The organism is Streptomyces sp. NBC_00209, from assembly GCF_045206345.1.
GTDB lineage: Bacteria > Actinomycetota > Actinomycetes > Streptomycetales > Streptomycetaceae > Streptomyces.
Genome location: NZ_CP108121.1, coordinates 2,067,891 through 2,093,981, shown reverse-complemented (window position 1 = coordinate 2,093,981; position 26,091 = coordinate 2,067,891). Strand labels below are relative to the sequence as shown.

25 protein-coding genes and 1 riboswitch are annotated in these 26,091 nt (G+C 70.7%); of the genes, 12 read left to right on the top strand and 13 right to left on the bottom strand.

Annotated features, from left to right (window positions below; translation table 11 throughout):
- Window positions 1–37: 37 nt before the first annotated feature.
- Window positions 38–170: riboswitch (cobalamin riboswitch) on the bottom strand.
- Window positions 171–228: 58 nt separating this feature from the next.
- The 3 genes from mctP to OG867_RS09110 all read right to left on the bottom strand — a co-directional run bounded on the left by mctP (window position 229) and on the right by OG867_RS09110 (window position 3,124).
- Entirely contained in the window at window positions 229–1,845 is a 1,617-nt protein-coding gene (gene mctP, locus OG867_RS09120; RefSeq protein WP_406284176.1) for a monocarboxylate uptake permease MctP, read from the bottom strand.
- Window positions 1,842–2,096 carry a DUF3311 domain-containing protein gene (locus OG867_RS09115; protein ID WP_328902243.1) on the bottom strand — a complete coding sequence of 85 codons (255 nt, stop codon included), beginning with the start codon at window positions 2,094–2,096 and terminating at the stop codon, window positions 1,842–1,844. The genes mctP and OG867_RS09115 overlap by 4 nt, the downstream gene beginning before the upstream one ends.
- Window positions 2,097–2,353: 257 nt before the next feature.
- The gene (locus tag OG867_RS09110; RefSeq protein WP_018105573.1) at window positions 2,354–3,124 is read right to left on the bottom strand and encodes a GntR family transcriptional regulator; all 771 of its coding nucleotides are present in this window, start codon (window positions 3,122–3,124) and stop codon (window positions 2,354–2,356) included.
- Window positions 3,125–3,405: 281 nt separating this feature from the next.
- On the opposite strand from OG867_RS09110, the gene OG867_RS09105 reads away from it, so the two are divergent.
- The 4 genes from OG867_RS09105 to OG867_RS09090 all read left to right on the top strand — a co-directional run bounded on the left by OG867_RS09105 (window position 3,406) and on the right by OG867_RS09090 (window position 8,238).
- The gene (locus OG867_RS09105; RefSeq protein WP_328902244.1) at window positions 3,406–4,704 is read left to right on the top strand and encodes a sugar ABC transporter substrate-binding protein; all 1,299 of its coding nucleotides are present in this window, start codon (window positions 3,406–3,408) and stop codon (window positions 4,702–4,704) included.
- Between the two features lie 115 nt (window positions 4,705–4,819).
- Window positions 4,820–5,833, top strand: a complete 1,014-nt coding sequence (locus tag OG867_RS09100; protein WP_328902245.1) for a sugar ABC transporter permease — start codon at window positions 4,820–4,822, stop codon at window positions 5,831–5,833.
- The gene (locus tag OG867_RS09095; RefSeq protein WP_328902246.1) at window positions 5,830–6,693 is read left to right on the top strand and encodes a carbohydrate ABC transporter permease; all 864 of its coding nucleotides are present in this window, start codon (window positions 5,830–5,832) and stop codon (window positions 6,691–6,693) included. Before OG867_RS09100 ends, OG867_RS09095 begins: the two co-directional genes overlap by 4 nt.
- A 9-nt stretch (window positions 6,694–6,702) precedes the next feature.
- Window positions 6,703–8,238, top strand: coding sequence for a glycoside hydrolase family 3 protein (locus OG867_RS09090; RefSeq protein WP_406284172.1), 1,536 nt, complete (start codon window positions 6,703–6,705; stop codon window positions 8,236–8,238).
- Between the two features lie 60 nt (window positions 8,239–8,298).
- On the opposite strand, the gene nagB is transcribed toward OG867_RS09090, so the two are convergent.
- Window positions 8,299–9,084, bottom strand: coding sequence for a glucosamine-6-phosphate deaminase (gene nagB, locus OG867_RS09085; protein WP_406284170.1), 786 nt, complete (start codon window positions 9,082–9,084; stop codon window positions 8,299–8,301).
- 197 nt (window positions 9,085–9,281) lie between these two features.
- Between nagB and OG867_RS09080 the strand changes: the two genes are divergently transcribed.
- Both OG867_RS09080 and OG867_RS09075 read left to right on the top strand, forming a co-directional pair.
- Window positions 9,282–10,352: an SIS domain-containing protein gene (locus OG867_RS09080; RefSeq protein WP_406284168.1), complete on the top strand. Its 1,071-nt coding sequence runs from the start codon at window positions 9,282–9,284 to the stop codon at window positions 10,350–10,352.
- A gap of 357 nt (window positions 10,353–10,709) precedes the next feature.
- Window positions 10,710–12,176 carry a histidine kinase N-terminal domain-containing protein gene (locus OG867_RS09075; protein WP_328904460.1) on the top strand — a complete coding sequence of 489 codons (1,467 nt, stop codon included), beginning with the start codon at window positions 10,710–10,712 and terminating at the stop codon, window positions 12,174–12,176.
- Window positions 12,177–12,338: 162 nt separating this feature from the next.
- Here the strand turns inward: OG867_RS09075 and OG867_RS09070 are convergent, their stop codons facing one another.
- A complete protein-coding gene (locus tag OG867_RS09070; protein ID WP_003953983.1) occupies window positions 12,339–12,596 on the bottom strand; it encodes a WhiB family transcriptional regulator in 258 nt (85 codons plus the stop codon).
- Between the two features lie 319 nt (window positions 12,597–12,915).
- Complete coding sequence (locus tag OG867_RS09065) at window positions 12,916–13,884, bottom strand: diacylglycerol kinase family protein (RefSeq protein ID WP_328902249.1); 969 nt, start codon at window positions 13,882–13,884, stop codon at window positions 12,916–12,918.
- A 141-nt stretch (window positions 13,885–14,025) separates the two neighbouring features.
- Here OG867_RS09065 and OG867_RS09060 point away from each other — a divergent pair, with 141 nt between their 5' ends.
- Window positions 14,026–14,484 carry a hypothetical protein gene (locus OG867_RS09060; RefSeq protein ID WP_328902250.1) on the top strand — a complete coding sequence of 153 codons (459 nt, stop codon included), beginning with the start codon at window positions 14,026–14,028 and terminating at the stop codon, window positions 14,482–14,484.
- Window positions 14,485–14,551: 67 nt separating this feature from the next.
- Here OG867_RS09060 and OG867_RS09055 read toward each other — a convergent pair whose 3' ends face one another.
- From OG867_RS09055 to OG867_RS09045, 3 genes are all read right to left on the bottom strand, one after another.
- Complete coding sequence (locus tag OG867_RS09055) at window positions 14,552–15,529, bottom strand: RNA polymerase sigma factor SigF (RefSeq protein ID WP_406284166.1); 978 nt, start codon at window positions 15,527–15,529, stop codon at window positions 14,552–14,554.
- Window positions 15,526–15,939, bottom strand: coding sequence for an anti-sigma regulatory factor (locus OG867_RS09050; RefSeq protein WP_018105584.1), 414 nt, complete (start codon window positions 15,937–15,939; stop codon window positions 15,526–15,528). The genes OG867_RS09055 and OG867_RS09050 overlap by 4 nt, the downstream gene beginning before the upstream one ends.
- 230 nt (window positions 15,940–16,169) lie before the next feature.
- A complete protein-coding gene (locus tag OG867_RS09045) occupies window positions 16,170–16,430 on the bottom strand; it encodes a UBP-type zinc finger domain-containing protein (protein WP_328902252.1) in 261 nt (86 codons plus the stop codon).
- 35 nt (window positions 16,431–16,465) lie between these two features.
- On the opposite strand from OG867_RS09045, the gene OG867_RS09040 reads away from it, so the two are divergent.
- Window positions 16,466–18,061 carry a Na+/H+ antiporter gene (locus OG867_RS09040; protein ID WP_328902253.1) on the top strand — a complete coding sequence of 532 codons (1,596 nt, stop codon included), beginning with the start codon at window positions 16,466–16,468 and terminating at the stop codon, window positions 18,059–18,061.
- Here the strand turns inward: OG867_RS09040 and OG867_RS09035 are convergent.
- The 4 genes from OG867_RS09035 to OG867_RS09020 all read right to left on the bottom strand — a co-directional run bounded on the left by OG867_RS09035 (window position 18,043) and on the right by OG867_RS09020 (window position 21,447).
- Window positions 18,043–18,966 carry a 1-aminocyclopropane-1-carboxylate deaminase/D-cysteine desulfhydrase gene (locus tag OG867_RS09035; RefSeq protein WP_406284163.1) on the bottom strand — a complete coding sequence of 308 codons (924 nt, stop codon included), beginning with the start codon at window positions 18,964–18,966 and terminating at the stop codon, window positions 18,043–18,045. The two genes, OG867_RS09040 and OG867_RS09035, sit on opposite strands and share 19 nt — an antisense overlap.
- Before the next feature lie 34 nt (window positions 18,967–19,000).
- On the bottom strand, window positions 19,001–19,594 hold the full coding sequence (locus OG867_RS09030; protein WP_026171860.1) for an N-acetylmuramoyl-L-alanine amidase: 594 nt from the start codon (window positions 19,592–19,594) through the stop codon (window positions 19,001–19,003).
- Window positions 19,595–19,715: 121 nt separating this feature from the next.
- Entirely contained in the window at window positions 19,716–20,909 is a 1,194-nt protein-coding gene (locus OG867_RS09025) for a globin domain-containing protein (RefSeq protein ID WP_406290850.1), read from the bottom strand.
- Window positions 20,910–20,997: 88 nt separating this feature from the next.
- The gene (locus tag OG867_RS09020) at window positions 20,998–21,447 is read right to left on the bottom strand and encodes an RrF2 family transcriptional regulator (protein WP_406290848.1); all 450 of its coding nucleotides are present in this window, start codon (window positions 21,445–21,447) and stop codon (window positions 20,998–21,000) included.
- Window positions 21,448–21,648: 201 nt separating this feature from the next.
- On the opposite strand from OG867_RS09020, the gene OG867_RS09015 reads away from it, so the two are divergent.
- From OG867_RS09015 to OG867_RS09000, 4 genes are all read left to right on the top strand, one after another.
- Window positions 21,649–23,055 carry a family 2B encapsulin nanocompartment shell protein gene (locus tag OG867_RS09015; RefSeq protein WP_406284160.1) on the top strand — a complete coding sequence of 469 codons (1,407 nt, stop codon included), beginning with the start codon at window positions 21,649–21,651 and terminating at the stop codon, window positions 23,053–23,055.
- Window positions 23,056–23,183: 128 nt separating this feature from the next.
- Complete coding sequence (locus tag OG867_RS09010) at window positions 23,184–24,227, top strand: family 2 encapsulin nanocompartment cargo protein polyprenyl transferase (protein WP_328902257.1); 1,044 nt, start codon at window positions 23,184–23,186, stop codon at window positions 24,225–24,227.
- A gap of 95 nt (window positions 24,228–24,322) precedes the next feature.
- Window positions 24,323–25,003, top strand: a complete 681-nt coding sequence (locus tag OG867_RS09005) for a DUF6304 family protein (protein WP_406284158.1) — start codon at window positions 24,323–24,325, stop codon at window positions 25,001–25,003.
- A gap of 102 nt (window positions 25,004–25,105) precedes the next feature.
- A complete protein-coding gene (locus OG867_RS09000) occupies window positions 25,106–26,089 on the top strand; it encodes a DUF1648 domain-containing protein (RefSeq protein ID WP_406284156.1) in 984 nt (327 codons plus the stop codon).
- The last annotated feature ends 2 nt before the right edge of the window (window positions 26,090–26,091 follow it).

Below are 26,091 nucleotides of genomic sequence, written 5' to 3'. Positions count from 1 at the left end.
ATCCACGAGGCCCGGACGTCTGGGCATCCGGTTCGGTCGAGCCGGATGCGCCGTCGGCAGGTCCTCGGACTCCACGGGTGCGCGAAAGCGCACCGATTGCACCGTTGCGGGACAGTTCCGGATTCGCACCGGATTCCCCTGCGGCGACAGCGAGCATGAGCATACATGTGGGGGCCGCCCTGCCGGGCAGCCCCCACATGTTGTGTCGCGAGGCGTAAAGGTGTGCGGTCAGTGACCGCCCGGCGCTCCCGCGGTGGCCGGCGGCAGCTTCTCCTTGACGCCCGGGTCGCCCGCGTCCGCGGTGTAGTCGCCCGGGGAGGTCTCGTCGATCCCCGCGGGCGCCTTCACGGCGTTCAGGACGAAGGTCAGGACCACGGTGACCACGACGTTCAGCACGAACGCGGTGAGGCCGATGTAGCCGATCTCACCGAGGCCCGGGATCTCCTTGGAGGACCCGCCGAAGTGCTTCTGCGTCGGGCTCGCGACCCCGTACGCGGCAGCCGTACCGTAGATCATGCCGACCGCCCAGCCGGCGAGCAGCGCCCAGCGGTGGAACCACCGGGTGAACAGGCCGCCGACCAGGGCCGGCATCGTCTGGAGGATCCAGATCCCGCCCAGCAGCTGGAAGTTGATCGCGACGGTCTTGTCCATGGTGAGGACGAAGGCGAGCGCGCCGACCTTGACCAGCAGCGAGACCAGCTTGGAGACCTTGGTCTCCTGCGCGGGCGTCGCGTCCGGCTTCAGGAAGTCCTTGTAGATGTTGCGCGTGAACAGGTTCGCCGCGGCGATCGACATGATCGCGGCCGGCACCAGGGCGCCGATGCCGATCGCGGCGAACGCCACCCCCGCGAACCAGTCGGGGAACATGTTCTCGAACAGCTGCGGGATGGCCAGCTGGCCGTTGTCCACCTTGACGCCGGCGGCGATCGCCATGAAGCCGAGCAGCGCGAGCAGGCCCAGCATCAGCGAGTACAGCGGCAGGATCGTGGTGTTGCGGCGGATCACCTCACGGCTGCGGCTGGAGAGCGTCGCCGTGATCGAGTGCGGGTACATGAACAGCGCCAGCGCGGACCCGAGCGCCAGGGTCGCGTACCCCCACTGACCGGCCGCGGCGGGTGCGAGGCCGCCCGCGCCCGCTTTGGTGAACTTGTCCTGGGCGGAGGCGAAGATGTCGTCGAAGCCGCCCAGCTTGATCGGGATGTAGATGATCGCGACGGCGATGACCAGGTAGATCAGCCCGTCCTTGACGAACGCGATCAGCGCGGGCGCTCGCAGCCCCGAGGAGTAGGTGTACGCGGCGAGCACCGCGAACGCGATCAGCAGCGGCAGGTCCTTGACGAACCAGTTGGTGTTCTCGCCGCCGCCGACGCCCATCACGTCCAGCACCGCCTGGATGCCGACGAGCTGGAGCGCGATGTACGGCATGGTGGCGAGGATGCCGGTGACCGCGACGGCCAGCGACAGCCCCTTCGAGCCGAACCGGCCGCGGACGAAGTCCGAGGTGGTGACGTACCCGTGCTTGTGCGAGACCGACCACAGGCGCGGCAGGAAGGTGAAGATCAGCGGGTACACCAGGATGGTGTAGGGCACGGCGAAGAAGCCGGCCGCGCCCGCCGCGTAGATCGCCGCGGGCACGGCGACGAAGGTGTACGCGGTGTAGAGGTCGCCGCCGAGCAGGAACCAGGTGACCCAGGTGCCGAACGACCGTCCGCCCAGGCCCCATTCGTCCAGCGTGGCCTCGTTCTCGGCCTTGCGCCAGCGGGCGGCCAGGAAGCCCATGACCGTGACGGCCAGGAAGAAGAAGATGAAGACGCCGAGCGCGACGCCGTTCACGCCGTCCTTCATGCCGACACACCCCCCTTGCGGGCGCGCTGGTCACGCTGCCACAGCTTGTACGCGATCATGGTGAGCGCGGTGGAGATCAGCACCCAGAGCATCTGGTACCAGTAGAAGAACGGGATGCCGATGAAGGCCGGGTCGACCTTCGCGTACGAACTCACCCAGAGCATCGCCACGAACGGCGCGACGAGGCACAGGGCGATGACCACCCGCAACGGTGTGACCGTCGGTGGCTTTCCTTCTGGTTCTTCCGCCATGGCGGCGACTCCGTCCCCTCGCTGATCACCTGTAATGCGCAGGAAATCTAGGCGAGGGTCCCGGCCACCGTCACCCCCCGTCCGCATTGCGGTCCGGCAACGGTCGTCAGGGGACGGGTGGATGGCCCCAATGGCGGCAAACGTCCGAGGCTTGGTCCGGACCAACTCGCGCCCCGGGAACGCCGAACGGCCCCCGGGGGCGGGTCCGGGGGCCGTTCGAGGAGCACATGCGTACGACGGGTCAGTCCGTACGAGGGTCAGTCCAGCGGCCGCTTCAGGCGGGCCACGAACTTGTAGCGGTCGCCGCGGTAGACCGAGCGCACCCACTCCACCGGTTCGCCCTGCTCGTCCAGCGAGTGCCGGGAGAGCATCAGCATCGGCAGGCCCACATCGGTGCCGAGCAGCCCGGCCTCGCGCGGGGTGGCGAGGGAGGTCTCGATGGTCTCCTCGGCCTCCGCCAGCCGGACGTCGTACACCTCGGAGAGCGCGGTGTAGAGCGAGGTGTACTTGACCAGTGAACGGCGCAGCGCGGGAAAGCGCTTGGCCGAGAGGTGCGTGGTCTCGATGGCCATCGGCTCGCCGCTCGCCAGGCGCAGGCGCTCGATGCGCAGGACCCGGCCGCCGGCGCTGATGTCGAGCAGTCCGGCGAGGGTGTCGTCCGCGGTGACGTAGCCGATGTCCAGGAGCTGCGAGGTCGGTTCGAGCCCCTGGGCGCGCATGTCCTCGGTGTACGAGGTGAGTTGCAGGGCCTGGGAGACCTTCGGCTTGGCGACGAACGTGCCCTTGCCCTGGATGCGTTCGAGCCGGCCCTCGACCACCAGTTCCTGGAGCGCCTGGCGCACGGTGGTGCGCGAGGTGTCGAACTCGGCTGCCAGGGTCCGTTCCGGGGGGACGGGGGTGCCCGGCGGCATGGTGTCCGTCATGTCGAGGAGATGTCGCTTCAGCCGGTAGTACTTGGGTACGCGCGCGGTGCGCGTCCCGGCGCCCGCGCCCGTCTCGTTCTCCGAACTGCCCCCGTCGGCACCCATGGCCCGCCTTCCCGACTGCTGCGTTGCTGCCGTCACCGGCTCCTCCGTCTGTCGCGGCTCACATGGTGGCACGGTCCGGTCACGGCTCGTCGCCCTCCCTCAGGTGTCGGTCCTATAACGGACGCGAGTGCACTTCTTATACACCCTTGACACCCCTAAAGGTCTAGGCCAAGCTCCCGGTACTGGTCTAAACCATTAAAGACCAGGTCTCAGCCCCAGAGGTACTCGTCGACGTTTTCGCGCGGTGGGGGAGGGGTTGCAGCATCCCTGAGGAGGGTGGCGTGAAGCGCAAGCTCATCGCGGCGATCGGCGTCGCGGGCATGTTGGTTTCCATCGCGGCGTGTGGTTCGGACGACAAGACGTCCTCGAAGGACCCGAAGGACCGCAAGGAAGACCTGACTGTCTGGCTCATGGGCGAGGCCCAGTCGACCTGGCCCGAACTGGTCAAGGACGTCAACGCCCAGTTCAAGAAGAAGTACCCGAACGTCAACGTCAAGATCCAGTACCAGGGCTGGGCTGACAAGGTCAAGAAGCTCGACACCTCCCTCGGTGGCGACAAGTTCCCGGACGTTGTCGAACTCGGCAACACCGAGACCATGCAGTACATCCTCAACGGCGCGCTCGGCGAGATCGACACCTCGAAGTACGAGAACTCGGACACCTGGATCAAGGGTCTGAAGGACACCTGCTCCTACGAGGGCAAGATCTACTGCGTTCCTTACTACGCCAGTGCCCGCCTGGCGGTCTACAACAAGGACATGCTGAAGGCCGGTACCGGCAGCGACGTCCTCCCGCAGAACGAGGACGACTTCCTCAAGGCGATGGACAAGGTCCAGGCCGAGCTCGCGAAGAAGGACAAGCGCGCCTCGTCCCTGTACTACCCGGGCCGTTACTGGTACGCCGCCATGTCCTACGTCGCGGCCGAGGGCGGCCAGATCGCCAAGTACGACGAGGGCTCGAAGGAGTGGAAGGCCAGCCTCTCCACCCCCGAGGCGCAGAAGGGCATCCAGCACTTCGTCGACCTGGTCAAGAAGTACAACAAGGCCGACCAGACGAAGGACGAGCAGGACCACGCCAACGTCATGGCCAACGAGAAGGCCGCGGTCATCTACGGCCAGGCGTGGGAGGCCGGCGGCGTCACCACGGGCGAGAACGGCAACCCGAAGCTCGAGGGCAAGATCGCCACGGCCGGTATGCCCGGCCCGAACGGCAAGGCGCTCCCGTCCTTCATCGGCGGCTCCGACCTCGCCACCATCTCCAAGTCCAAGGTCCAGGACCTCGGCGAGGAGTGGATCTCCCTCTTCACCAACGCGAAGTCCATGGACGTCCTCGCGTCGAAGAACATCCTCCCGAACAACGAGAAGCAGCTTGAGCCGCTGAAGGCCAAGCCCGAGACGGCCGCCATCGCCAACGCGGTGCCGGACGCCTGGTTCACGCCGATCGCTCCGGGCTGGGCCTCCATCGAGAAGGAGGAGATTCTGGAGAACATGCTCCTGAAGATCCTCAAGGGCACGTCCGTCGCCGACGCCACCAAGAAGGCCGACAGCGAGATCGACGCACTGATCAACAAGAAGGCGTAAGTCTTCCGATCGCCAGGCGGGGGCCCGGCATTGCGCCGCGGCCCCCGCTCCCTTTAGCTCAAGAACGCCGTGTTTTCCGGGGGCTGCCTCGGACCCGCGATGGAAGGTCAGCCACGTGACTGCCGCCGATACCAAGGCCGCCGGGCCACCGGTCCCCGTACCACGTGATCTCAAGGCGGACGGGGGCCCGCTGTCCGATGAGGGCGGCAACGCACCCCTGAAGCAGAAGAGGAAGCGGAAGAAGGGCGAACTGCTGCCCTACTTCCTGATCCTCCCGGCGATCGTGGCGATCGCCGCCGTCTATCTCTACCCGCTCGCCAAGACGGTCATCATGTCCTTCCAGGACATGGGCCGGCGCGAGCTGTGGACCGGTGATCCCGCACCCTGGGTCGGCTTCGACCAGTTCACCAACATCCTCGGTGACTCCGAGTTCTGGTGGGTGACCTTCCGCACCGTCGTCTTCATGGCCGTCTGCGTGTCGCTGACCATGGGCATCGGTCTGCTGATCTCCCTGCTGATGCGCCGGCTGTCCAACTGGGTGCGGCTCATCCTGACCTTCTGCCTCATCGCCGCCTGGGCGATGCCGCTGATGGTCGCCGCCTCCATCTTCCGGTTCATGGCCGACTCCGACTACGGCCTCATCAACACCCTCATCGCGAAGGTCGTCGGCGACGACTGGCTCGGCCACAACTGGTACCTCGACCCGGTCCAGGGCTTCGCGATCATCACGCTGCTGGTCGTCTGGGGCGCCATCCCCTTCGTCGTCGTCACCCTGTACGCCGCCCTCACCCAGGTCCCCCAGGAACTGGAGGAGGCCGCGTCCCTCGACGGCGCCACCGGCTTCGGCGTCTACCGCTACGTGACCTGGCCGGTCATCAAGCCGGTCTTCAGCATGGTCGCCACGTTGTCGGTGATCTGGGACTTCAACGTCTTCGGCCAGATCTGGCTGCTGCGCGGCAGCAAGCCCGAGCCCGAGTACGAGACCCTCGGCCTGTACTCCTACTCGAAGGCATTCGAGTCCACCTCCTTCAGCCAGGGCACCGCGATCGCCCTGATCACGGTGATCCTGCTGTCCGCGGTGGCCGTGTACTACCTGCGCCAGCTCATGAAGACGGGAGAGGTCGAATGAGCACCACGACCGACACACCACAGGTCCTGCGCCCGGACCGCAAGAACACCCGCGTCGGCCTGAACATCCTCGGCCTCGCCGTCGCGCTGGTCATGGTCTTCCCGGTCTACTGGCTGGTGATCAGCGCCCTGCGGCCCAGCCGCGAGATCCGCTCGTACGACCAGACCCTGTGGCCCTCCTCGATCACCTTCGACAACTTCGTCAAGGCGGTCGACCAGCCGAACTTCGGCACCGCGGTCCAGTCCAGCCTCATCGTCACGATCACCGCCGTCGTCGGCGGCATGATCATCGCCACCCTGGCGGCCCTGGCCATCGGCCGGTTCCGCTTCTTCGGCCGCAAGCCCCTGGTCCTGATCCTGATCCTGGTCCAGATGCTGCCGCCCACGGCGATGCTCATCCCGATCTACGCCCAGCTCAACGCCATGGGCGGCATCGACGAGTACTGGAGCCTCATCGTCGTCTACCTGGTCTCCACGCTGCCGTTCGCGACGATCATGATCCGCGGCTTCGTGGTGAACATCCCGGTGGAGCTGGAGGAGTCCGCCATGGTGGACGGGTGCACCCGCTTCGGCGCCTTCCGCCGCGTGATCCTGCCGCTGCTCGCGCCCGGCCTCGCCGCCGCGTCGATCTTCGCGCTGGTGAACGCGTGGAACGAGTACCTCTTCGCCTACATCCTGATCAACGACAACTCCAAGTACACGCTCAACGTGTGGCTGATGACGTTCACCAGCGAGCGTGGTACGGACTACGGCGCCCTGATGGCGGCGTCCACCATGATCGCTCTTCCGGTCGTCATCTTCTTCATGTTCGTGCAGAAGAAGATGGCCGCGGGGCTCACCTCCGGCGCCGTGAAGGGATAACGCCGCCCCATGACCACCCTCACCTCCACCACGGACACCGTCACCCGTGACGCGCTCGCCGTGCTGCAGCCCGGTTTCACCGGCACCACGGCGCCCGAGTGGCTGCTGCGCCGGGTCGGCGAAGGGCTCTCCTCCGTCGGCCTGTTCGGCCGCAACATCGAGACGCCCGAACAGCTCGCCGCGCTCACCGCCCAGCTCAGGGCCGAGCGGGACGACGTGCTCGTCGCCATCGACGAGGAGGGCGGCGACGTCACCCGTCTTGAGGTGCGGCACGGCTCGTCCTTCCCCGGCAACCTGGCGCTCGGCGCGGTGGACGACACCGAGCTGACCCGGGCCGTCGCCCACGAGCTGGGCCGCCGGCTCGCCGCGTGCGGGGTCAACCTCAACTGGGCCCCGTCCGCGGACGTCAACTCCAACCCGGGCAACCCCGTCATCGGCGTCCGCTCCTTCGGCGCCGACCCGCACCTGGTCGCCCGGCACACCGCCGCGTACGTCGAGGGCCTCCAGGCCGCCGGGGTCGCCGCCTGCACCAAGCACTTCCCCGGGCACGGCGACACCGCGGTCGACTCGCACCACGCACTGCCCCGCATCGACGTCGACCTGGAAACGCTGCACGCCCGGGAGCTCGTCCCGTTCCGGGCGGCCATCGCGGCCGGCTCCAAGTCGGTGATGAGCGCGCACATCCTGCTGCCCGCTCTCGACCCGCACCGCCCGGCCACCCTCAGCCCCCAGATCCTCACCGGTCTGCTGCGCGAGGAGCTGGGGTACCAGGGGCTCATCGTGACCGACGCCGTGGAGATGCAGGCCATCGCCTCGACGTACGGGATCGAACGCGGCTCCGTCCTCGCCGTCGCGGCCGGTGCCGACGCGCTCTGCGTCGGCGGCGGGCTCGACGACGACAGCACCGTCCTGCGGCTGCGCGACGCGCTGGTCGCGGCGGTGCGCTCCGGTGAACTTCCCGAGGAGCGGCTCGCCGATGCCGCTGCCCGGGTCCGCGCCCTCGCGTCCTGGACGCGGGAGGCACGGGGGGCTGTACGGGAGCCGGGCGCGGCAGCACAGGAGGGGACCGGGCCCGGCACCGCGCAGACCACCGGCATCGCCTCGGACATCGGTCTGGTGGCCGCCCGCCGCGCGGTGACGGTGACCGGCGAGGTCGCACCACTCACCGGTCCGGCGTACGTGGCCGCCTTCACCCCGGTCGCGAACATCGCGGTCGGCGACGAGACCCCCTGGGGCGTCGCGGCCGAGCTGACCCGGCTCGTCCCGGGCACCGGGACCGACACGTACGACGGCGAGTCCGAGGCCCCGGCCGAGGCCGCGCTGCGGGCGGCGGGGGAGCGGCGCATCGTCGCCGTGGTCCGCGACGCGCACCGCCACGCGTGGATGACCAAGGCCCTGGACGCGCTGCTCGCGGCGCGCCCGGACACCGTCGTGGTCGAGATGGGCGTCCCCCAGGCCGAGCCCCGGGGAGCCCTGCACATCGCGACGCACGGTGCCGCCCGCGTCTGCGGCCGGGCGGCGGCGGAGATCATCGCCGGGAGCTGACCCCGCGCATACGAGAGGGCCGGGACACCACCACGGTGTCCCGGCCCTCTCGCGTAGGAACTACAGCCCCTGCCAGGCCGGCTTCGCCGCGTACGTCGCCCGGAAGTAGTCCGCCAGCTTCAGCTTCGACGCCGCCGCCTCGTCCACGACCACGGTCGCGTGCGGGTGCAGCTGGAGCGCCGACGCCGGCACGATCGAGGCGACCGGTCCCTCGACCGTCGCGGCCACCGCGTCCGCCTTGCCCTCGCCCGTCGCGAGCAGGATCGGGTGGCGGGCCTCCAGGATCGTGCCGATGCCCTGGGTGATGACGTGGTGCGGCACCTGGTCGATGTCGTTGTCGAAGAAGCGCGCGTTGTCGACCCGGGTCTGCTCGGTGAGCGTCTTGATCCGGGTGCGGGAGGCGAGCGAGGAGCACGGCTCGTTGAAGCCGATGTGCCCGTCGGTGCCGATGCCCAGCAGCTGGAGGTCGACGCCACCGGCCTCGGCCAGCGCCCTGTCGTACGCCTCGCAGGCCGCCTGGACGTCCTCGGCGGAGCCGTCGGGGCCCATGAACGCGGCCTCGGAGAGCCCGAGCGGTTCGACCACCTCGCGCAGCACCACGGAGCGGTACGACTCCGGGTGGCCCGCCGGCAGCCCGACGTACTCGTCCAGCTGGCAGACGCGGGCGCGCGAGGCGTTCACGGCACCGGAGCGGACCAGGTCCGCGAGGGCCTGGTAGATGGGCAGCGGGGTAGAGCCGGTGGCAACGCCGAGAAGGGCGTCGGGCTTGCGGCCGAGCAGGGTGCCGATGGCCCCCGCGATCAGTTCGCCGCCTGCCTTGGCGTCCGGGACGATGACAACTTCCACGCGGGGCCTGCCGATCCGATCGAGAGTGACGATATGTGGTATAGACCAATCAAGGTTCCAATCTAGCAGACTCACCCTGCCCCGAGGAGTCCGTACCGGCACTCGGACGCGACCTGCCGGCCGCCGCCCGCTGGCGGCCCCCGCGCACCCCGTGTTCGACTTGGGCGAGGTAGCGCGACCCCCGGGAGGTACCAGACATGTCCGCCACGTACCCGGCCGGTGAGGGCGAGTGGCCCGGCCGCATCATGTCCGGCGAGATGGCCGAGCAGCCCGCGGTGCTCCGCCGCATCCTGGAGCGCGGCGCGCCCGCCATCCGTGAGACCGCCGGGCGGATCGCGGCCAGGAACCCGCGCTTCGTCCTGCTCACCGCCCGCGGCACCTCCGACAACGCCGCGCTCTACGCGAAGTACCTGCTGGAGATCACGCTGGGGCTGCCCTGCGGGCTGGCCTCGATGTCGACCACCACGGCGTACGGCGCGAAGCCGGACCTCCGCGACGTCCTGGTCGTCACCGTCAGCCAGTCCGGCGGCTCGCCCGACCTGGTGGCGTCCACCAAGGCGGCCCGGGAGGCCGGCGCGGTGACCCTGGCGGTGACCAACAACCCGGACTCGCCGCTCGCGGCAGTCTCCGAGTACCACATCGACATCCTGGCCGGGCCCGAGAAGGCGCTGCCGGCCACCAAGACGTACACCGCGTCCCTGCTCTCGCTGTACCTGTTCGTGGAGGGACTGCGCGGCGGTGACGGGGCGGCGGCCGCCGCCCTGCCGGACCTCGCGGAGGAGGTGCTCGCCCGCAAGGACGAGGTGAGGTCCCTGGCGTCGCGCTACCGCTTCGCCGAGCGCATGGTCATCACCTCGCGGGGGTACGGCTACCCCACGGCCAAGGAAGCCGCCCTGAAGCTCATGGAGACGAGCTACATCCCCGCTCTCTCGTACTCCGGCGCCGACCTGCTGCACGGCCCCCTCGCGATGGTCGACAACATCTCGCCGGTCATCGCCGTGGTGACCGACGGCCGGGGCGGCGAGGCCCTTCAGCCCGTCCTGGACCGGCTGCGCGGCCGGGGCGCCGACCTCTTCGTCGTCGGGCCCGCGGCCCAGGTGGCGGCGGCGTCGGCGGGGTTCGTGCTGCCGACGGCCGGGGTGGCGGAGGAGGTCCAGCCGGTCCTGGAGATCCTGCCGCTCCAGATGCTGGCGTACGAGGTGACGATCGCGCGGGGCCAGGACCCGGACGCGCCGCGCGCGCTCGCGAAGGTCACCGAGACCCGCTGAGGCGGGAGGCCCCGGAAGAACCCGCGGGCCGCGGCGCCGGGCCGGGACCCTCAGCCCGACCAGCACCGCAGCCCGGAGTAGGGCCGCCCTCGCGGGCGGCCGGCTCGGCCGGCGGTGTGCGGTGCCCCCGGCCGGGGGAGAGGCACCGGCGCAGTCAGGGCAGAGAGCGCGGGTACCTCGTTCCGCTCTCCTGTGCGGGGAGAGCGGAGGCCCTACATCAAGCATTGTGGACTAGACCACTGGGCCGTGTCCATCCATGCGCGGCGCCAATGTCGGCCCCGGTTCACCGCACGTACGGGCGGCGCTTCCGGTTCGGACCGGCACGCATCCACGGGTACGCTCGCACACGTGCCCTCCATGAACGACCTCGTACGCCAGCACACCGCTCTGAGCGACACCGACCTCGAGTGGCTCCACCTGCTGGTCTCGGAGTGGCAGTTGCTCTCCGACCTGTCCTTCGCCGACCTCGTCCTGTGGGTCCCCACCCGCGACGGCACGCGGTACGTCTCCGTCGCGCAGATGCGGCCCAACACCGGCCCGACCTCCTACCAGGACGACATGGTCGGCCACCTGGTCCCGCGCGGCCGCCGCCCGCTGCTCGACGCCGCGCTGGACGAGGGCCGGATCGTGCGCGAGGGCGACCCGGAGTGGCGCGAGGAGGTGCCCGTACGGGTCGAGTCGATCCCCGTACGCCGGGAGGGCCGGGTGCTCGGCGTGATCGCGCGCAACACCAACCTCCTCACCGTCCGCACACCGTCCCGGCTGGAGCTGACCTACCTCCAGTCCGCCTCGGACCTCGCCCAGATGATCGCCGCCGGGTCCTTCCCCTTCCCGGGCCAGCAGGTGGACATGGACGCGTCCCCGCGCGTCGGCGACGGCCTGGTCCGGCTGGACGCCGACGGGGTCGTGCAGTACGCCAGCCCCAACGGCCTCTCCGCCTACCACCGCCTCGGCCTCGCCTCCGACCTCGTCGGCCAGCACCTCGGCCAGATCACCGCCGAACTCGCCCCGTCCCGGGGCCCGGTGGACGAGGCTCTGGTCAAGATGGCCAGCGGTTACGCGCCCCGTGAGTTCGAGGTGGAGTGCACCGGCGGGGTCATCCAGCTGCGCGCGATCCCGCTCAAGCCCAAGGGCGTCCGCATCGGCTCCCTGGTCCTCCTGCGCGACGTGACGGAACTGCGCCGCCGGGAGCGCGAGTTGATCACCAAGGACGCCACCATCCGGGAGATCCACCACCGGGTGAAGAACAACCTCCAGACGGTCGCCGCCCTGTTGCGCCTCCAGGCCCGCCGGATGGACTCGCCGCAGGGCCGCGAGGCGCTCAACGAGGCGGTGCGGCGCGTCGGTTCGATCGCCATCGTCCACGAGACGCTGTCCCAGAATCTGGACGAGCGGGTGGAGTTCGACGACATCGCCGACCGGGTCATCGCCATGGTCGCGGAGATCTCGCCGGGCAAGGTGACCTGCCGCCGCACGGGACGCTTCGGGATACTCGACGCCGAGGTCGCGACGCCGCTCTCGATGGTCCTCACCGAGGTCCTGCAGAACGCCCTGGAACACGCCTTCTCCGTCGCGGAGTCCGGCACCGTCGAGGTCTCGGCCGTCCGGGGCGGCTCGCCCACCGAGGGACGGCTGCTCATCACCGTCCAGGACGACGGCTGCGGTCTGCCCGAGGGGTTCGACCCGCAGAAGGCCGGCAACCTCGGCCTCCAGATCGTCCGCACGCTGGTCGAGGGCGAGCTCGGCGGCACGTTCGGCATGGTGCCGGCGCCGGAACGCGGGACACAGGTCGTCCTCGACATCCCGGTCCGCAACGAGACGTAGCAGGGCCCGAACACAGCAGAGAGCCCGGACCGTAGGTGAACGGTCCGGGCTCTCTGGTCAAGCATGCGCTTCGGGGGTACTGCGCGCTGCGACTCGGGGGGCGGGGTGGTGCGTACGCGCTGTACGCGCCGCCTGCGCTGAGGTTCGTAGCGGTGGCGTCGGTCAGGCGCTGGCGTTGCGCGCCCGGTTGCGAGCGGCGCGGCGCTTCATTGCGCGGCGCTCGTCCTCGCTGAGGCCACCCCAGACGCCGGAGTCCTGGCCGGACTCGAGCGCCCACTGCAGGCACTGCTCCATGACGGGGCAGCGACGGCAGACGGCCTTGGCTTCCTCGATCTGCAGCAGCGCAGGACCGGTGTTGCCGATGGGGAAGAACAGCTCCGGGTCTTCCTCACGACAAACGGCGTTGTGACGCCAGTCCATGGCTGCTACCTCTCCTTGGTGATACGTACTGTGGCTTGTGAATGTGAACGCTTTCACGAATCCCCCCACAGGTGTAGGCCCGACGCCCAGATGAACTGGTTGTGGTCCTGTGAAGTGAGGAGGGGTTCTGGCTCTCAGTGGAGGCCGTTGTTGCGGGCCGTCCCGATCGCCATGTAGAGATTCGCAAACCTCGGCGGCGGATACAACCCCTTCAGGAAAGTTTTTTTTGATTCCTCGGTGTCGGCTAGGTCACAGCCGTACTTCTAGAGGGTGGAAGCCAGTCCAAACGTTCGAGTTAAAGGACTTTGGTCCCTTCCGCTCACACAATCACACGCAGTGCACGGCGTACGCCTGTGAACGTCACACTGGTACGCACTCCGAGGTGGTCACCGTCCATCTGGAAGGGCAGTGGAACCTTTGAATGCAAGGTGAAGTCCGTGAGGTCATGCCGTGAAACCGCGTGCTTCCCCCGCGGACCCTTCTCCGGGCTCGACATGAGCAGCTGGGTGGCATACCGGCCGACCGCCGCCGTGGAGAGTTTCCGCAGGCCCAGCACGTCCAGGGCGGTGTCGAAGGACGCCTTCGGGGCCGCGTACACCGGCCGGTTCCCCAGGTACGTCCACGGGGTCGTGTTGCAGATTATGGAAAGCGCGAGATCGGTGACCGGCTCCTCGCCGGGCACGTCGAGCGTTATCACGCCCTGTCTGCGGTGCGGCTCCTCCAGGAATTGCCGGAGCACCTGGCGCACGTACAGGGCATGGGTCGAACGCTTGCCGCGCTCCCGCTGCTGTTCGACCCGCCCGACCACTCCGGCGTCGAATCCGAGGCCGGCGCAGAAGGTGAACCAGCGCTCCGGCACCGATTCGTCCTCCGTGCCCGGAGTCCCCGCCGCGAGCCCGAGGCCGACCGTGCGTTCGGTCCGGTTCGCCAGCGCGTCCAGAATGGCGCCGGTCGCCTCCACCGCGTCGTTGGGGAGCCCGAGCGCCCGCGCGAAGACATTGGTGGAGCCGCCGGGCACCACGGCCAGCTTCGGCAGGCTGTCCAGATCGGGGCCCCGGTGCAGCAGGCCGTTGACGACCTCGTTGACCGTGCCGTCACCGCCGAGCGCCACCACGAGGTCGATGTCGTCGCTGTCGGCGGCCCGCCGCCCCAGGTCGCGGGCGTGCCCGCGGTACTCCGTGGAGACGGCCTCCAGCTTCATCTCGCTCGCGAGCGCGTGGATCAGCACGTCACGGGTCCGCGCACTGGTGGTGGTGGCGGCTGGATTGACCACAAGAAGTGCGCGCATGACTGCCAGCCTACCTACCGCGGGGTACCCCCCTGAAGTCCTGACCGCAGGCCCTCACGCTCAGTGATGGTGCGGGGGTGTGGTGGTGGCGCGCGCCACCCCGGCTTTCCTTCGCCGGGTCCGGGATGCCAACCTGCAAGGGTGAGCACTCAGCAGAACGCGCCCTCGCCCCTGGCGGAGCCGGCGAAACCGGCCAGGATCACGCTGGTCGCCGCATTCAGCGGCCTCGAAGGCGCGGCCCTCGTCATCGGCGGGATCTACATGCTGGTCATGGGCCTGCTGGGCCGGCCCGACAGCCCCGAGCAGGCCGAGATGGGTGGTCTCACCGTCATCGCGCTCGGCCTGATCCCGCTCGTCGCCGCCCGCGGCCTGCTGCTGCGCCGCAGCTGGAGCCGGGGCCCGGCGCTCATCACGCAGATCATCGCGCTGCCGGTGGCCTGGACGCTGCTGCGCTCCCACGGCGTGCTGATCCCGGCCGGCATCGTCCTCGCGGCGGTCGCGCTGACCGCGCTCTACCAGCTGGTCAGGCCCGCCACCATCGACGCCCTCGGCATCCGCGGGCCGGGCGCCACGCCCGACGCGGACACCGAGGACGCCTGACGGCTCCCGGACACACGAGGAGGCCGCCGGAGACGATCCGGCGGCCTCCTCCGCGTCACCGCGCCCGCTACTCCTCCACGAGCAGCCGCTCGCGCAGCTGCGCCAGCGTGCGGGCCAGCAGCCGCGAGACGTGCATCTGCGAGATGCCGACCTCCTGCGCGATCTGCGACTGGGTCATGTTGCCGAAGAACCGCAGCAGCAGGATCCGCTTCTCGCGCGGCGGCAGGTCCTCCAGGAGCGGCTTCAGCGACTCCCGGTACTCGACGCCCTCCAGCGCCACGTCCTCGGAGCCCAGCGTGTCCGCCACGGCCGGCGACTCGTCGTCGGTGTCCGGCACGTCCAGCGAGAGCGTGCTGTACGCGTTGGCCGACTCCAGGCCCTCCAGGACCTCCTCCTCGGAGATCCCCAGCCGCTCCGCCAGCTCGTGCACCGTCGGCGAGCGGCCGTGCAGCTGGGAGAGCTCCGCCGTCGCCGAGGTCAGCGACAGCCGCAGCTCCTGGAGGCGGCGCGGCACCCGCACCGCCCAGCCCTTGTCGCGGAAGTGGCGCTTGATCTCCCCGACGACCGTCGGCGTGGCGTACGTCGAGAACTCGACGCCCCGCTCCGGGTCGAACCGGTCGACGGACTTGATCAGCCCGATCGTGGCGACCTGGGTCAGGTCGTCCAGTGGCTCCCCGCGGTTGCGGAAGCGGCGCGCCAGGTGCTCCACCAGCGGCAGGTGCATCCGCACCAGCCGGTTGCGCAGCTCCGCCCGCTCCGGCGAACCGTCGGCGAGCTTGCCCAGCTCGATGAACAACGCCCGCGCCTCGCTGCGGTCGTTTGGATCGTGGTGCCCGTGCTCGCTCATCTGGCCTGCCCGCTCCGCCTGCGACTGCTCCACCGCGACCGTAATGCCGGCGGGCCCGTCCGTCCCGTCCACCGCACGGGGCAGCTCCGCCCCGTCCACCGGATGAGGCAGGGCCTGCTGCTCCGGGATGCCCGCACGCACCACCCCTGGTCGGATCGTCTCGTCCCGCACAGGACCGTCCCCGTTCCCGTTGCTCACGCCGGCCCGGGTCCCGCGCCGCGCTGTTTGTACAGGCTGATGCTGACCGTACGGTCGTCGGCGACCGAGGAGTCGACCTTTCCGGCCAGTGCGGAGAGCACCGTCCAGGCGAAGGTGTCGCGCTCCGGGGCGCGGCCGTCCGTGGTCGGGGCCGCGACCGTCACCTCGAGTGAATCGTCGATGAGACGGAACACGCAGCTCAGGACGGAACCGGGCACGGCCTGCTGGAGCAGGATCGCGCACGCCTCGTCCACCGCGATGCGGAGATCCTCGATCTCGTCGAGGGTGAAGTCCAAGCGTGCTGCGAGCCCGGCCGTGGCCGTGCGCAGCACCGACAGGTAGGCACCCGCAGCGGGCAGCCGGACCTCTACGAAGTCCTGATTCCCGGGCTCGCCTGCGATCTGGGACACCCTCACCTCCAAGGTGGCACAAACTCATTCGAGGTTCCGGGAGAACGCCCGGAGCCATGCGGTACGTCTTCGGTTCTCGGTCCGGCGACGCTATCGCGATCCATGATGCCGTGTCGCCGGAACCCCCTCCTGTGGCTGTCACTCATGGTAGGCCCATGGGTACGCACAGTGCCTAGGGGTCTGCGTCGCTCAATTACGAACAACGCGCGCCGGTTTGACGTACCCGTGCGTCAGACGATCGAACCGTCGACAAAGCACCAACGCCAGTTCTCGCCCGGTTCGAAGCTCCGCATGACCGGATGGCCGGTCCGCTCGAAGTGCCCCGTCGCGTGCCGCCCGGGCGAGGAGTCGCAGCAGCCGACATGGCCGCAGCTCAGGCACAGCCGCAGCTGCACGGGGTGGGTGCCGGCCGCCAGGCACTCGGGACAGGTTTCGCCGAGGGGCGCGGGCTCGGGGCGCGGCAGGTCCGGTACATGCGGGCAACCACTCATGATGGCCAGGTTACGACGGATGCGAGGATCACGAGATGGACGCATTGCCCCTGGTGGCGCTGGTCGCGGGCAGTGCCGCGACGGCGGGCCTCGCACGCCGCACCCCGGTGCCGGCCCCGCTTCTCCTGGTCGCCGCCGGACTGATCGCCTCGTACGTGCCGGGGGTGCCGTCGTACACCCTGGACGCACACATCGTGCTCCCCCTGTTGCTGCCGCCGCTGCTCTACACGGCCGCCGTGGACAGCTCCTACCTGGACCTGCGGGCCAACCTGCGGCCGGTGGCCCTGCTGTCGGTCGGGTACGTCCTGTTCGCGACGGTCGCGGTGGGGTGGCTGGCCTATCTGCTGGTGCCCGACCTGCCGCTGACCGCCGCGCTGGTGCTCGGCGCCGTGATCGCTCCGCCGGACGCCGTCACCGCCGCGGCGATCGCCCGGCGGGTGGGACTGCCCGCGCGTGTCACGACGATCCTCCAGGGCGAGTCCCTGGTGAACGACGCCACCGCGATCACCGCGTTCAAGGTGGCGCTCGCCGCCGCCGTGGGGGAGGGCATCAGCTGGGGCGCGGGAGCGCGGGAATTCCTGCTGGCCTCGGTCGGGGGCGTCGGGGTCGGCCTGCTGCTCATGGTCCCGCTGCACTGGCTGCGCACGCGTCTCAGGGAGCCGCTGCTCCAGAACACCCTGTCGCTCCTCATCCCGTTCGTGGCGTACGCGGCGGCCGAGCGCGTGCACGCCTCGGGGGTGCTCGCCGTGGTCGTCGTCGCGCTGTACCTGGGCCACCGGTCCTGGCAGGTCGACTTCGCCACCCGGCTCCAGGAGGCCGCCGTCTGGAAGATGGTCGCCTTCGTCCTGGAGTCGGCCGTGTTCGCGCTGATCGGCCTCCAGCTGCCGTTCGTGCTCAAGGGGCTCGGCACGTACTCCGTGGCGGACGCCTTCGGGTACGCGGTGCTGGTCTTCGTGGCCGTGGTGGTGGTCCGGTTCGTCTGGGTCTACCCGGCGACGTATCTGCCCCGGTGGCTGTCGCGGCGGATCAGGGAGCGGGAGACCGGTACGGACTGGACCTCGCCGCTCATCGTCGGCTGGGCCGGGATGCGCGGGGTCGTCTCGCTCGCCATCGCCTTCTCCGTCCCGCTCGTCACCGCCGACGGCGACGCCTTCCCGGCCCGCAACCTGGTGCTGTTCCTGACGTTCACCACCGTCATCGGCACGCTGGTGGTCCAGGGGCTTTCGCTGCCGCTCCTGGTGCGCGTGCTGAAGCTCCCGGGCCGGGACCGGCAGGCCGACACCCTGGCCGAGGCGCAGGCCCAGAACGAGGCGTCCACGGCCGCCGAGGCCCGCCTGGACGAGCTGCTCACCGACGAGCGCAACCGGCTGCCCCAGCCGCTCGCCGACCGCCTGCGGACCGTCCTGGAACGCCGCCGCAACGCGGTCTGGGAACGCCTGGGCGCGGCCAACCCGGTCACCGGGGAGTCGGCGGACGAGACCTACCGGCGGCTGGCCGGCGAGATGATCGAGACCGAGCGGGAGGTCTTCGTACGGCTGCGGGACGCGCGCAGGATCGATGACGAGATGATGCGGACCCTGCTGCGCCGCCTGGACCTGGAGGAGGCGGCGGCTTACCGGGAGGAGGGCTGAGCGCCTTCGGGATCCTCCGGGCGGCCGGTGATCACGGCCGCGACCGTGGTCCCGGCGGGGAAGGCACCCTCCTCGGTCAGCACCGTGAGCGCGTGCAGCATTTTGGCCACATACAGTCGCTCCACGGGCAGCCCGTGCCGGTCCTCGAAATCCTTTGCGAACGCGTGCAGGGCCGGTGTCGTACGGGCGTAGCCGCCGAAGTGGAACCGCTCGTCCAGCCACCAGTCGCCCGCCGGGCCGCCGAACGCCTCCCGCTGGAGCTCCCGCACCGCCTCGCCCAGGAAGCCGCCGCGCAGGACCGGGACGCCGAGCGCGCGCTGCCCCGGCGCGAGTCCGGCGGCGAGCCCGGCCAGGGTGCCGCCGGTCCCGCAGGCCACCGCCGCCACGTCGGCCACGCCCCGCAGCTCGCGCCCGAGGTCGGCGCAGCCCCGGGCCGCGAGCGCGTTGCTGCCGCCCTCCGGGACGACCTCGCAGTCCCCGTACGCCGCCAGCAGCCCGGCCAGGACCGCCGGGTCGGCCTTGGCGCGGTACGTCGCCCGGTCCACGAAGTGCAGCCGCATGCCGTCGGCGGCGCACCGGGCGAGCGAGGGGTTGAGCGGGCGGTGGGCCAGCTCGTCCCCGCGTACGACCCCGATGGTGCGGAATCCGAGGAGCCGTCCGGCGGCGGCGGTGGCCCGCAGGTGGTTGGAGTACGCGCCGCCGAAGGTGAGCACCGGGCGCCCGGCGGCGGCCGCCAGATTGGGCGCGAGTTTCCGCCATTTGTTGCCCGGCAGATCCGGGTGGATCAGATCGTCGCGCTTGAGCAGCAGCGTCACCCCGTGCCGGGCGAAGCGCTCGTCCTCGGCCTGCTGCACGGGCGAGGGCAGCAGCGGGCGCAGCCGGGATGCGGGAGACGGGGCGGACATGCGCTCCATTGTGGCGGCGGTCGCCGCCCCGGGCTCATTTGAGGCGGTCGTGGATGCGGTCGCGCAGGTCGCCCATCGAGAAGCCCTTCGGGTCCACCTTGCCGGGCTGCCACTCGCGGTGGCCGATGACCGAGCGGGCGGTCCAGCCGTGGTGGCGGCAGATGGCCGCCGAGACCTTCTCGATCGCTTCGAGCTGGGCGTCGGGCCAGGGGTCCTTGCCGTCGCCGAGGTTCTCGCACTCGAAGCCGTAGAAGTGCCGGTTTCCGTCGGTGTTGGCCTCGTTGTCGTGGGGAAGGCGCTTCTTCTCGGCGACGACCGCGCGCAGGACGTCGTCGTCGCCCATCCCCGCGTGGTTGGTCCTGCCGTAGCCGACCAGATGGACCCGGCCGTCCTTGGCGATGACGCCGTGGCACAGCGGGCCCGGCAGGTCGGGGTGGCCGTCGCGGCACATCTTCACCGTGGCGTCGGTCCCCTTGGTGACGGAGTGGTGGATCATCACCCCGTTCACGGGGCCCCAGGGGCCCTTGTGGTTCCGGTTGTGGCTGCGCCAGTCGCCGACCTCGACGACGGTGAGCCCTTCCTTCTTGAGCGCGGCGAGAAACGCGCTCGCGGACATGGGTGAGGACATGACCGGCTCCTTTTGTGCGGGTGGGAGCGGTTCTACCCGGCCGGAGGGGCCCCGACCGGTCGCGGGGCGACGGCGGGGCCCTGTTCGGATCCTGTGCGAGCCGATCCGGACATGTCCTGGCTCAGGAGGCGAGCCACAGGTCGGGGCCGAAGACCTCGTAGTGGATGTCGGAGGCCGGGACGCCCTTGGCGAGCAGCTGGGTGCGGACGGAGCGCATGAAGGGGAGCGGGCCGCAGAGGTAGGCGTGGGTGCCCGGCAGGACGGCGAGACCGCTCAGGTCCACGAGCCCGGTGCGGTCGGCGGGGTGGCCGTCCTCCGGGTTCTCGTACCAGAAGTGGGCCGCGGCGTCGTGCAGCTTGGCCGTGAGCGCGAGGTGGTCGGTGCGCAGCGCGTGGCCGGCGGGGGAGCGGTCGCCGTGCACGACGGTGACCGGTGCGCGGCGCTCCGACTCCGCGAGGTGCTCCAGCATCGACAGGATCGGGGTGCAGCCGATGCCCGCGGACGCGAGCAGCAGCGGGGCCTCGTCGGACTTCAGTACGAGGTCGCCGTACGGGGCCGAGACCCGGAGCCGGTCACCGGCGCGGACCCGGGCATGCAGGTGGCGGGAGACCTCGCCGTCCGGGGCGTCGTTGCCGTGCACCCGCTTGACCGTGATCGAGCGGAGCGCCGAGCCGGGGGCGCTGGAGAGGCTGTATTGGCGGATCTGACGGGCGCCGTCCGGGAGTTCGACCTGGACGGAGACGTACTGGCCGGGGCGGAAGGCGGGGGCGGGCGAGCCGTCGGCGGGGCGGATGCGGAACCGGGCCACGTCGTCCGTCTCCTCGGTGCGCGAGACGACCTCCCACGCGCGCCAGACGTCGCCGGCGACGACGCCCTGCTCCGCGTACAGCCGCTCCTCGATCGCGATCAGGGCGTTGGCCATCAGCCAGTAGACCTCGTCCCAGGCGGCGGCGACCTCGGGGGTCACCGCGTCACCCAGGACCTCGGCTATCGCGGCGAACAGGTGGGTGTGGACGACGTCGTACTGGGCCGGGGTGACCCCGAGCGAGGCGTGCTTGTGCGCGATCCGGCCGAGCATCACATCGGGGCGGGTGTCGGGCTGCTCGACCAGCTGGGTCGCGAAGGCGGCGATGGAGCCGGCGAGCGCCTGGCGCTGGGCGCCGGACGCCTGGTTGCCCCGGTTGAACAGGTCGCGAAGGAGCGCCGGGTGGGCGTCGAACAGCTTGCGGTAGAAGAGATCGGCGATGTCCCCGATGGCCGCGCCGACGGCGGGCAGGGTGGCGCGGACGGTGGCGGTGGACGACTCGGAGAGCATCGGTGACTCCTCGGATATTGAATTGGCATCTTGGATGCGCATTTAACGGCAGTGTAGGCACCGGGCCGGCGGCCCGGTGCGGCGGGGGTCAGTCCCCGGGGGGCGGCCCGGCGCCGAGGCCGATCAGCAGGGGGCCGGTGGGTGCGGCGGTCAACTCCGCGATGGTGAGCGGGTCCAGGGAGGCGTAGAAGGCTTCCTGCGCCTGGCGCAGCGCGCCGCGCAGCCGGCAGGCCGCCCGGAGCGGGCACGGGGTGGCGCCCTCGCAGTCGACCACGTCGCCGGGCTCCTCCAGCTCGCGGACGAGGGCGCCGACCGACGCGGTCCTGCCCGCCTGGGTGAGGGTGAGGCCGCCGCCCCGGCCCCGTCGCGCCTCGACCAGGCCGAGGTGCTGGAGACGGGCCACGACCTTCGCGGCGTGCGAGTACGGCACCCGCATGACCGCCGCCACCTCGCGGGTGGTCGGCGGGTCCTCGTGCTTCACGACGGCGAGGCGCATCAGGACGCGCAGCGCGACGTCGGTGAACTTGGTCAGCCGCATGGCGGTCAGATTAGTTAATTGGCATTCCGGATCCAAATTCAAGCCGGCGGGGAGCATGGCAGGGGCGCCGCGTGGGCATCGCGCAGCGTTGTGCCCCGCCCAAAGCCCGATTAGTCACACTCTTTTGTGTAATGGCGTGCCCCGTCCTCGTGCTGGAAGTGTTCTTCCCGCAGGTCAGCCGATAGATCGAGAGGACGACAGATGTCCGTTGGTGAAGAGGTTCAGAACGTGCAGGTGCCGCCGCAGCAGAGTCTCGGCACGGCGGCCGCGCGGAACCTCGCGACGACCACCAAGTCCGCTCCGCAGATGCAGGAGATCACCTCACGGTGGCTGCTGAAGATGCTGCCGTGGGTCCAGGTGCAGGGCGGCACGTACCGGGTGAACCGCCGGCTGAGCTACTCGGTCGGGGACGGCCGGGTCACGTTCGTGCAGACCGGGGACCGGGTCACGGTCATCCCCGCCGAGCTGGGTGAGCTCCCGGCGCTGAGGGACTTCGAGGACGAGGAGGCGCTCGCCGAGCTGGCCCGGAGGTGCGAGCAGCGCGAGATCCCCGCCGGGCAGCTCCTGGCCACGGCGGGCGAGGCGGCGGACCGGGTCTACCTGCTGGCGCACGGCAAGGTCGAGAAGGTCGGCACCGGCCCCTACGGGGACGAGACGGTGCTGGGGGTCCATGCGGACGGGGCCTATTTCGGGGACCACTCCCTCATCGAGGGCGACGCCGTCTGGGAGTACACGGCCCGTGCCGTCACCGCGTGCACGGTGCTCACACTGCGGCGGGCCGACGTGCTCAACCTCGCCGAACGCGCCGATTCGCTGCGCAGCCATCTCGCCGGGCTGCTGTCCGTCCCGCAGCAGCGCACCAACACGTACGGCGAGGCGGAGATCGACCTCTCGGCGGGCCACATCGGCGAGGCCGTCGTCCCGCACACGTACGTGGACTACGACGCGGCGCCGCGCGAGTACGAACTGAGCGTCGCCCAGACCGTCCTGAAGGTCCACAGCCGGGTCGCGGACCTCTACAACCAGCCGATGAACCAGACCGAGCAGCAGTTGCGGCTCACGGTCGAGGCGCTGCGCGAGCGCCAGGAGCACGAGCTCATCAACAACCGCGAGTTCGGCCTGCTCAACAACTGCGACTACGGCCAGCGGCTCCAGCCGCACGACGGGGCGCCGAGCCCCGACGACATGGACGAACTGCTCTCGCGCCGGCGCGGCTCCAAGCTCTTCCTCGCCCACCCGCGCGCCATCGCCGCCTTCGGCCGCGAGTGCAACAAGCGCGGACTGGTGCCGGAGAGCGTCGACATCGGCGGCCACCACGTGCCGGCCTGGCGCGGTGTCCCGATCTTCCCGTCCAACAAGATCCCGGTCAGCGACGCCCGCACCACATCGATCATCTGCATGAGGACCGGCGAGGCCGAGCAGGGTGTCATCGGCCTCCAGCAGACGGGCATCCCGGACGAGATCGAACCCAGCCTCTCGGTCCGCTTCATGGGCATCGACGAGCAGGCGATCATCTCCTACCTCGTGACGGCCTACTACTCCGCGGCGATCCTCGTCCCGGACGCCCTCGGCGTCTTGGAGAACGTCGAGGTCAGCCGCTGGCGGTGAGCCACGGGGCCCGGACCCTCGCGGTCCGGGCCCCCGGCCGCCCGCGTTCCCAGCAACCACCCACGTCCCCGGCCCCGCCGCGCCAGCGGCCGGGGCGGGGCGGCAACGACAGGGGTGACCGATTGACCATGACCCGAACAGACGCCGCGACCGAGGGCAACGAGGCCGCGGCGCTCCTTGAGTACACCCGGACCCTCGTGGACCCGCACCTGCGGGCAGCGGTCGCCTCCCTGCCCGGCTCGATCCGGCGGGTCGCGATGTACCACTTCGGCTGGCAGCACGCCGACGGCAGCCCGGCGGCGGGCGGGGCGGGCAAGGCGATCAGACCGGCGCTCGTCCTGGCGGCCACCCGCGCCCTGGGCGGCGACCCCGAACAGGCCGTCCGGGCCGCCGTCGCCGTCGAGCTCGTCCACAACTTCACCCTGCTCCACGACGACGTCATCGATGAGGACCACACCCGCCGCCACCGGGCCACCGCCTGGACGGTGTTCGGCGTCCCGGACGCGGTCATCGCCGGAGACGCGATGCTGGCCCTCGCCCAGCGGCTGCTCGCCGAGGACGGCAGGGCGATGTCGCCCGGCGCCTCGGCCCGGCTCTCGACCTGTGTCATCGAGCTGTGCGCGGGCCAGCAGGCCGACTGCGCCTTCGAGGACCGCGACCCGGACCAGGTGTCGCTGGACGAGTGCCTGACCATGGCGACGGCGAAGACCGGCGCGCTGCTCGGCTGTGCCTGCGCCCTGGGCGCGCTCTACGCGGGCGCCGACGACCGGGCCGTCCGGGCCCTGGACGGCTTCGGCCGGGAGGCGGGGCTCGCCTTCCAGCTGATCGACGACCTGATCGGCATCTGGGGCGATCCGGCCCAGACGGGGAAGCCGGTCGGCGCCGATCTCAGCGCCCACAAGAAGTCGCTGCCCGTGGTGGCCGCGCTCACCGCGGGCGGCCCGGCCTCGGCGGAGCTCGCCGAGCTGTACCGGGGCGCGATGAACACCCGCGCCGAGGTGAACCGGGCCGCGGAGGCGGTGGACCGGGCGGGCGGCCGGGACTGGGCGCAGAGCTGCGCCGCGGACCGCATGGCGCGGGCCGTGCACCACCTGTCCAGGGCGGTCCCGGACCTCTCGGCGGCGGGCGATCTGCTGGCCCTGGCCGAGTTCGTCACCCGCCGGAAGCACTGACAGGCCGCCCACCGGAAGGAGGTGTCGAAGGGCGTCGCCGGCCAAGCGGAGGGCGGCAGGGGCGGTGTCGGAGGCAGGGGCTACAGTCCCTGCTCATGACAGATGAGTCGTGGGCAGGGTGGTACCGGGACCGGCAGGGATCGGACGCCGTCATCCTCACCACCGACGGGCAGCAACTCCGCCTCCGCGTCCGGGGCGTGGACTTCGAGGGCGGCAGCTTCGACGGCCTGCGCCCGGTGGCGGCCGGACCGGCCGAGCAGGGGCTGTTCGCGCTGACGGACGGCGTCCTGGGCGACTGCGTCCTGGAGTGGGACCTGCCGTTCCCCGTCGTGGCGGAAGGGGCGGAGCGGCAGGCGACCCTGAGCTGCCTGCTCGCGCTGCGCAAGCCCGACCCGTACCTCTACCTGGAACTCCGGTTCGACGGGGCGGCCTTCGGTTCGCAACGGGCCGAGAGCGACTTCGGGTCCGCGCTGGCGACGATCCAGCGGGAGCTGCCGCCCGGGGTCCGGCTGCGGACCTGCATAGCCTGCGCGTTCTCCGACTACTTCCCGGCCCCGGACCCGGCGCCGGGGCGCGGTCTGTCCGGCGGGCTCGCCTGTTTCCGGGGCGCCAAGGAGGCGTACCGGGGCACGGCCGGTGAGCAGGACGTGCTCGGGCTGTGGGAGCGGCGGACCGGCTTCGTCCAGGAGGTCTGGAGCTGCCGGGAGTTCGAATCCCGGCCGACGGAGGGCGCCGGTACGGGCCACCGGGGAGCGTTCCCGCTCGAAACGGCCTGACCGGCCGGGCGCCTGGCCACCCGCGTACCCCTTGGTCAAGGGCGACACCTTCATTGCGACCACCTCCATTGTTCTACTAACATGCGAACAAGGGAGGTTTTGATGAACCTGAAATCCATCGGCCGCGTGGTGCTCACCGCCCTGCCGTTCCTGCTCGCGCTCGCCGTCGACCTGCTGCTCTTCGCCACCCGCCGGGACCGGCTGCCCTCGCAACTGGCCAGCCACTTCGTGGGCAACGGCCGGGTGGACGACTACGCCGGCCAGACCTCGTACCTCGTGGTCACCACACTCGTACTGCTCGGCATCGGTCTCCTGTGGGCGCTGATGACGGGGTTCGGGAAGTTCGCCGGCACGGCCTACCGCGTGATGGTCGGCCTCGGGTACGCCTTCGCCGCCTTCCTCGGCTACCTCATGGGGGCCGTGCTCCTCATCAACGTGGACGCCGTCGAGGACGCGCAGGGCCGGGGGCAGGACGTCCACTTCCCCATGTGGCACATGGCCGCGGCCTTCGGGGTGGGCGTCGTCGCCTTCGGGATCGGCTACCTCGCGGCGATGCTGACGCCCGTCCCCGAACCGGTCGCGGACGACGGCCCCGAGGGCGACGGCGCGCGCATCGCGCTGAGCGCCGGGGAGGTCGCCGGGTGGGGCCGGGGCGCCGGTTCCTGGTGGCTGCCGCTCACCGCGCTCCTGGTCATCGGGGCCGGCGTCACCATACTGTTCACGGCCGGTTGGCCCGCGGCCCTGCCGGCCCTCGTCATCGGCGTGCTGCTCACGACCTTCGCCCGCCCGTACGTCACCGTGGACCGGCGCGGGATCACCGTCTCCGGGCTGCTCCCCCGGCCGCGTATCCGGGTCCCGCTGGACCGGATAGAGGCGGCGGCCAGCCGCGACATCAGGCCGTTCGCCGAGTACGGCGGCTGGGGCTACCGCATCCGTCCCGGGCGCAGCGGTGTCATGATCCGGTCGGGGGAGGGCATCGTGGCCCGGCTGACGAACGGCCGCGACTTCGCGGTGACCGTGGACGACTCGGCGACCGGGGCCGCGCTCCTCAACACCCTGATCGACCAGCGCCGAACGGACCACTGACC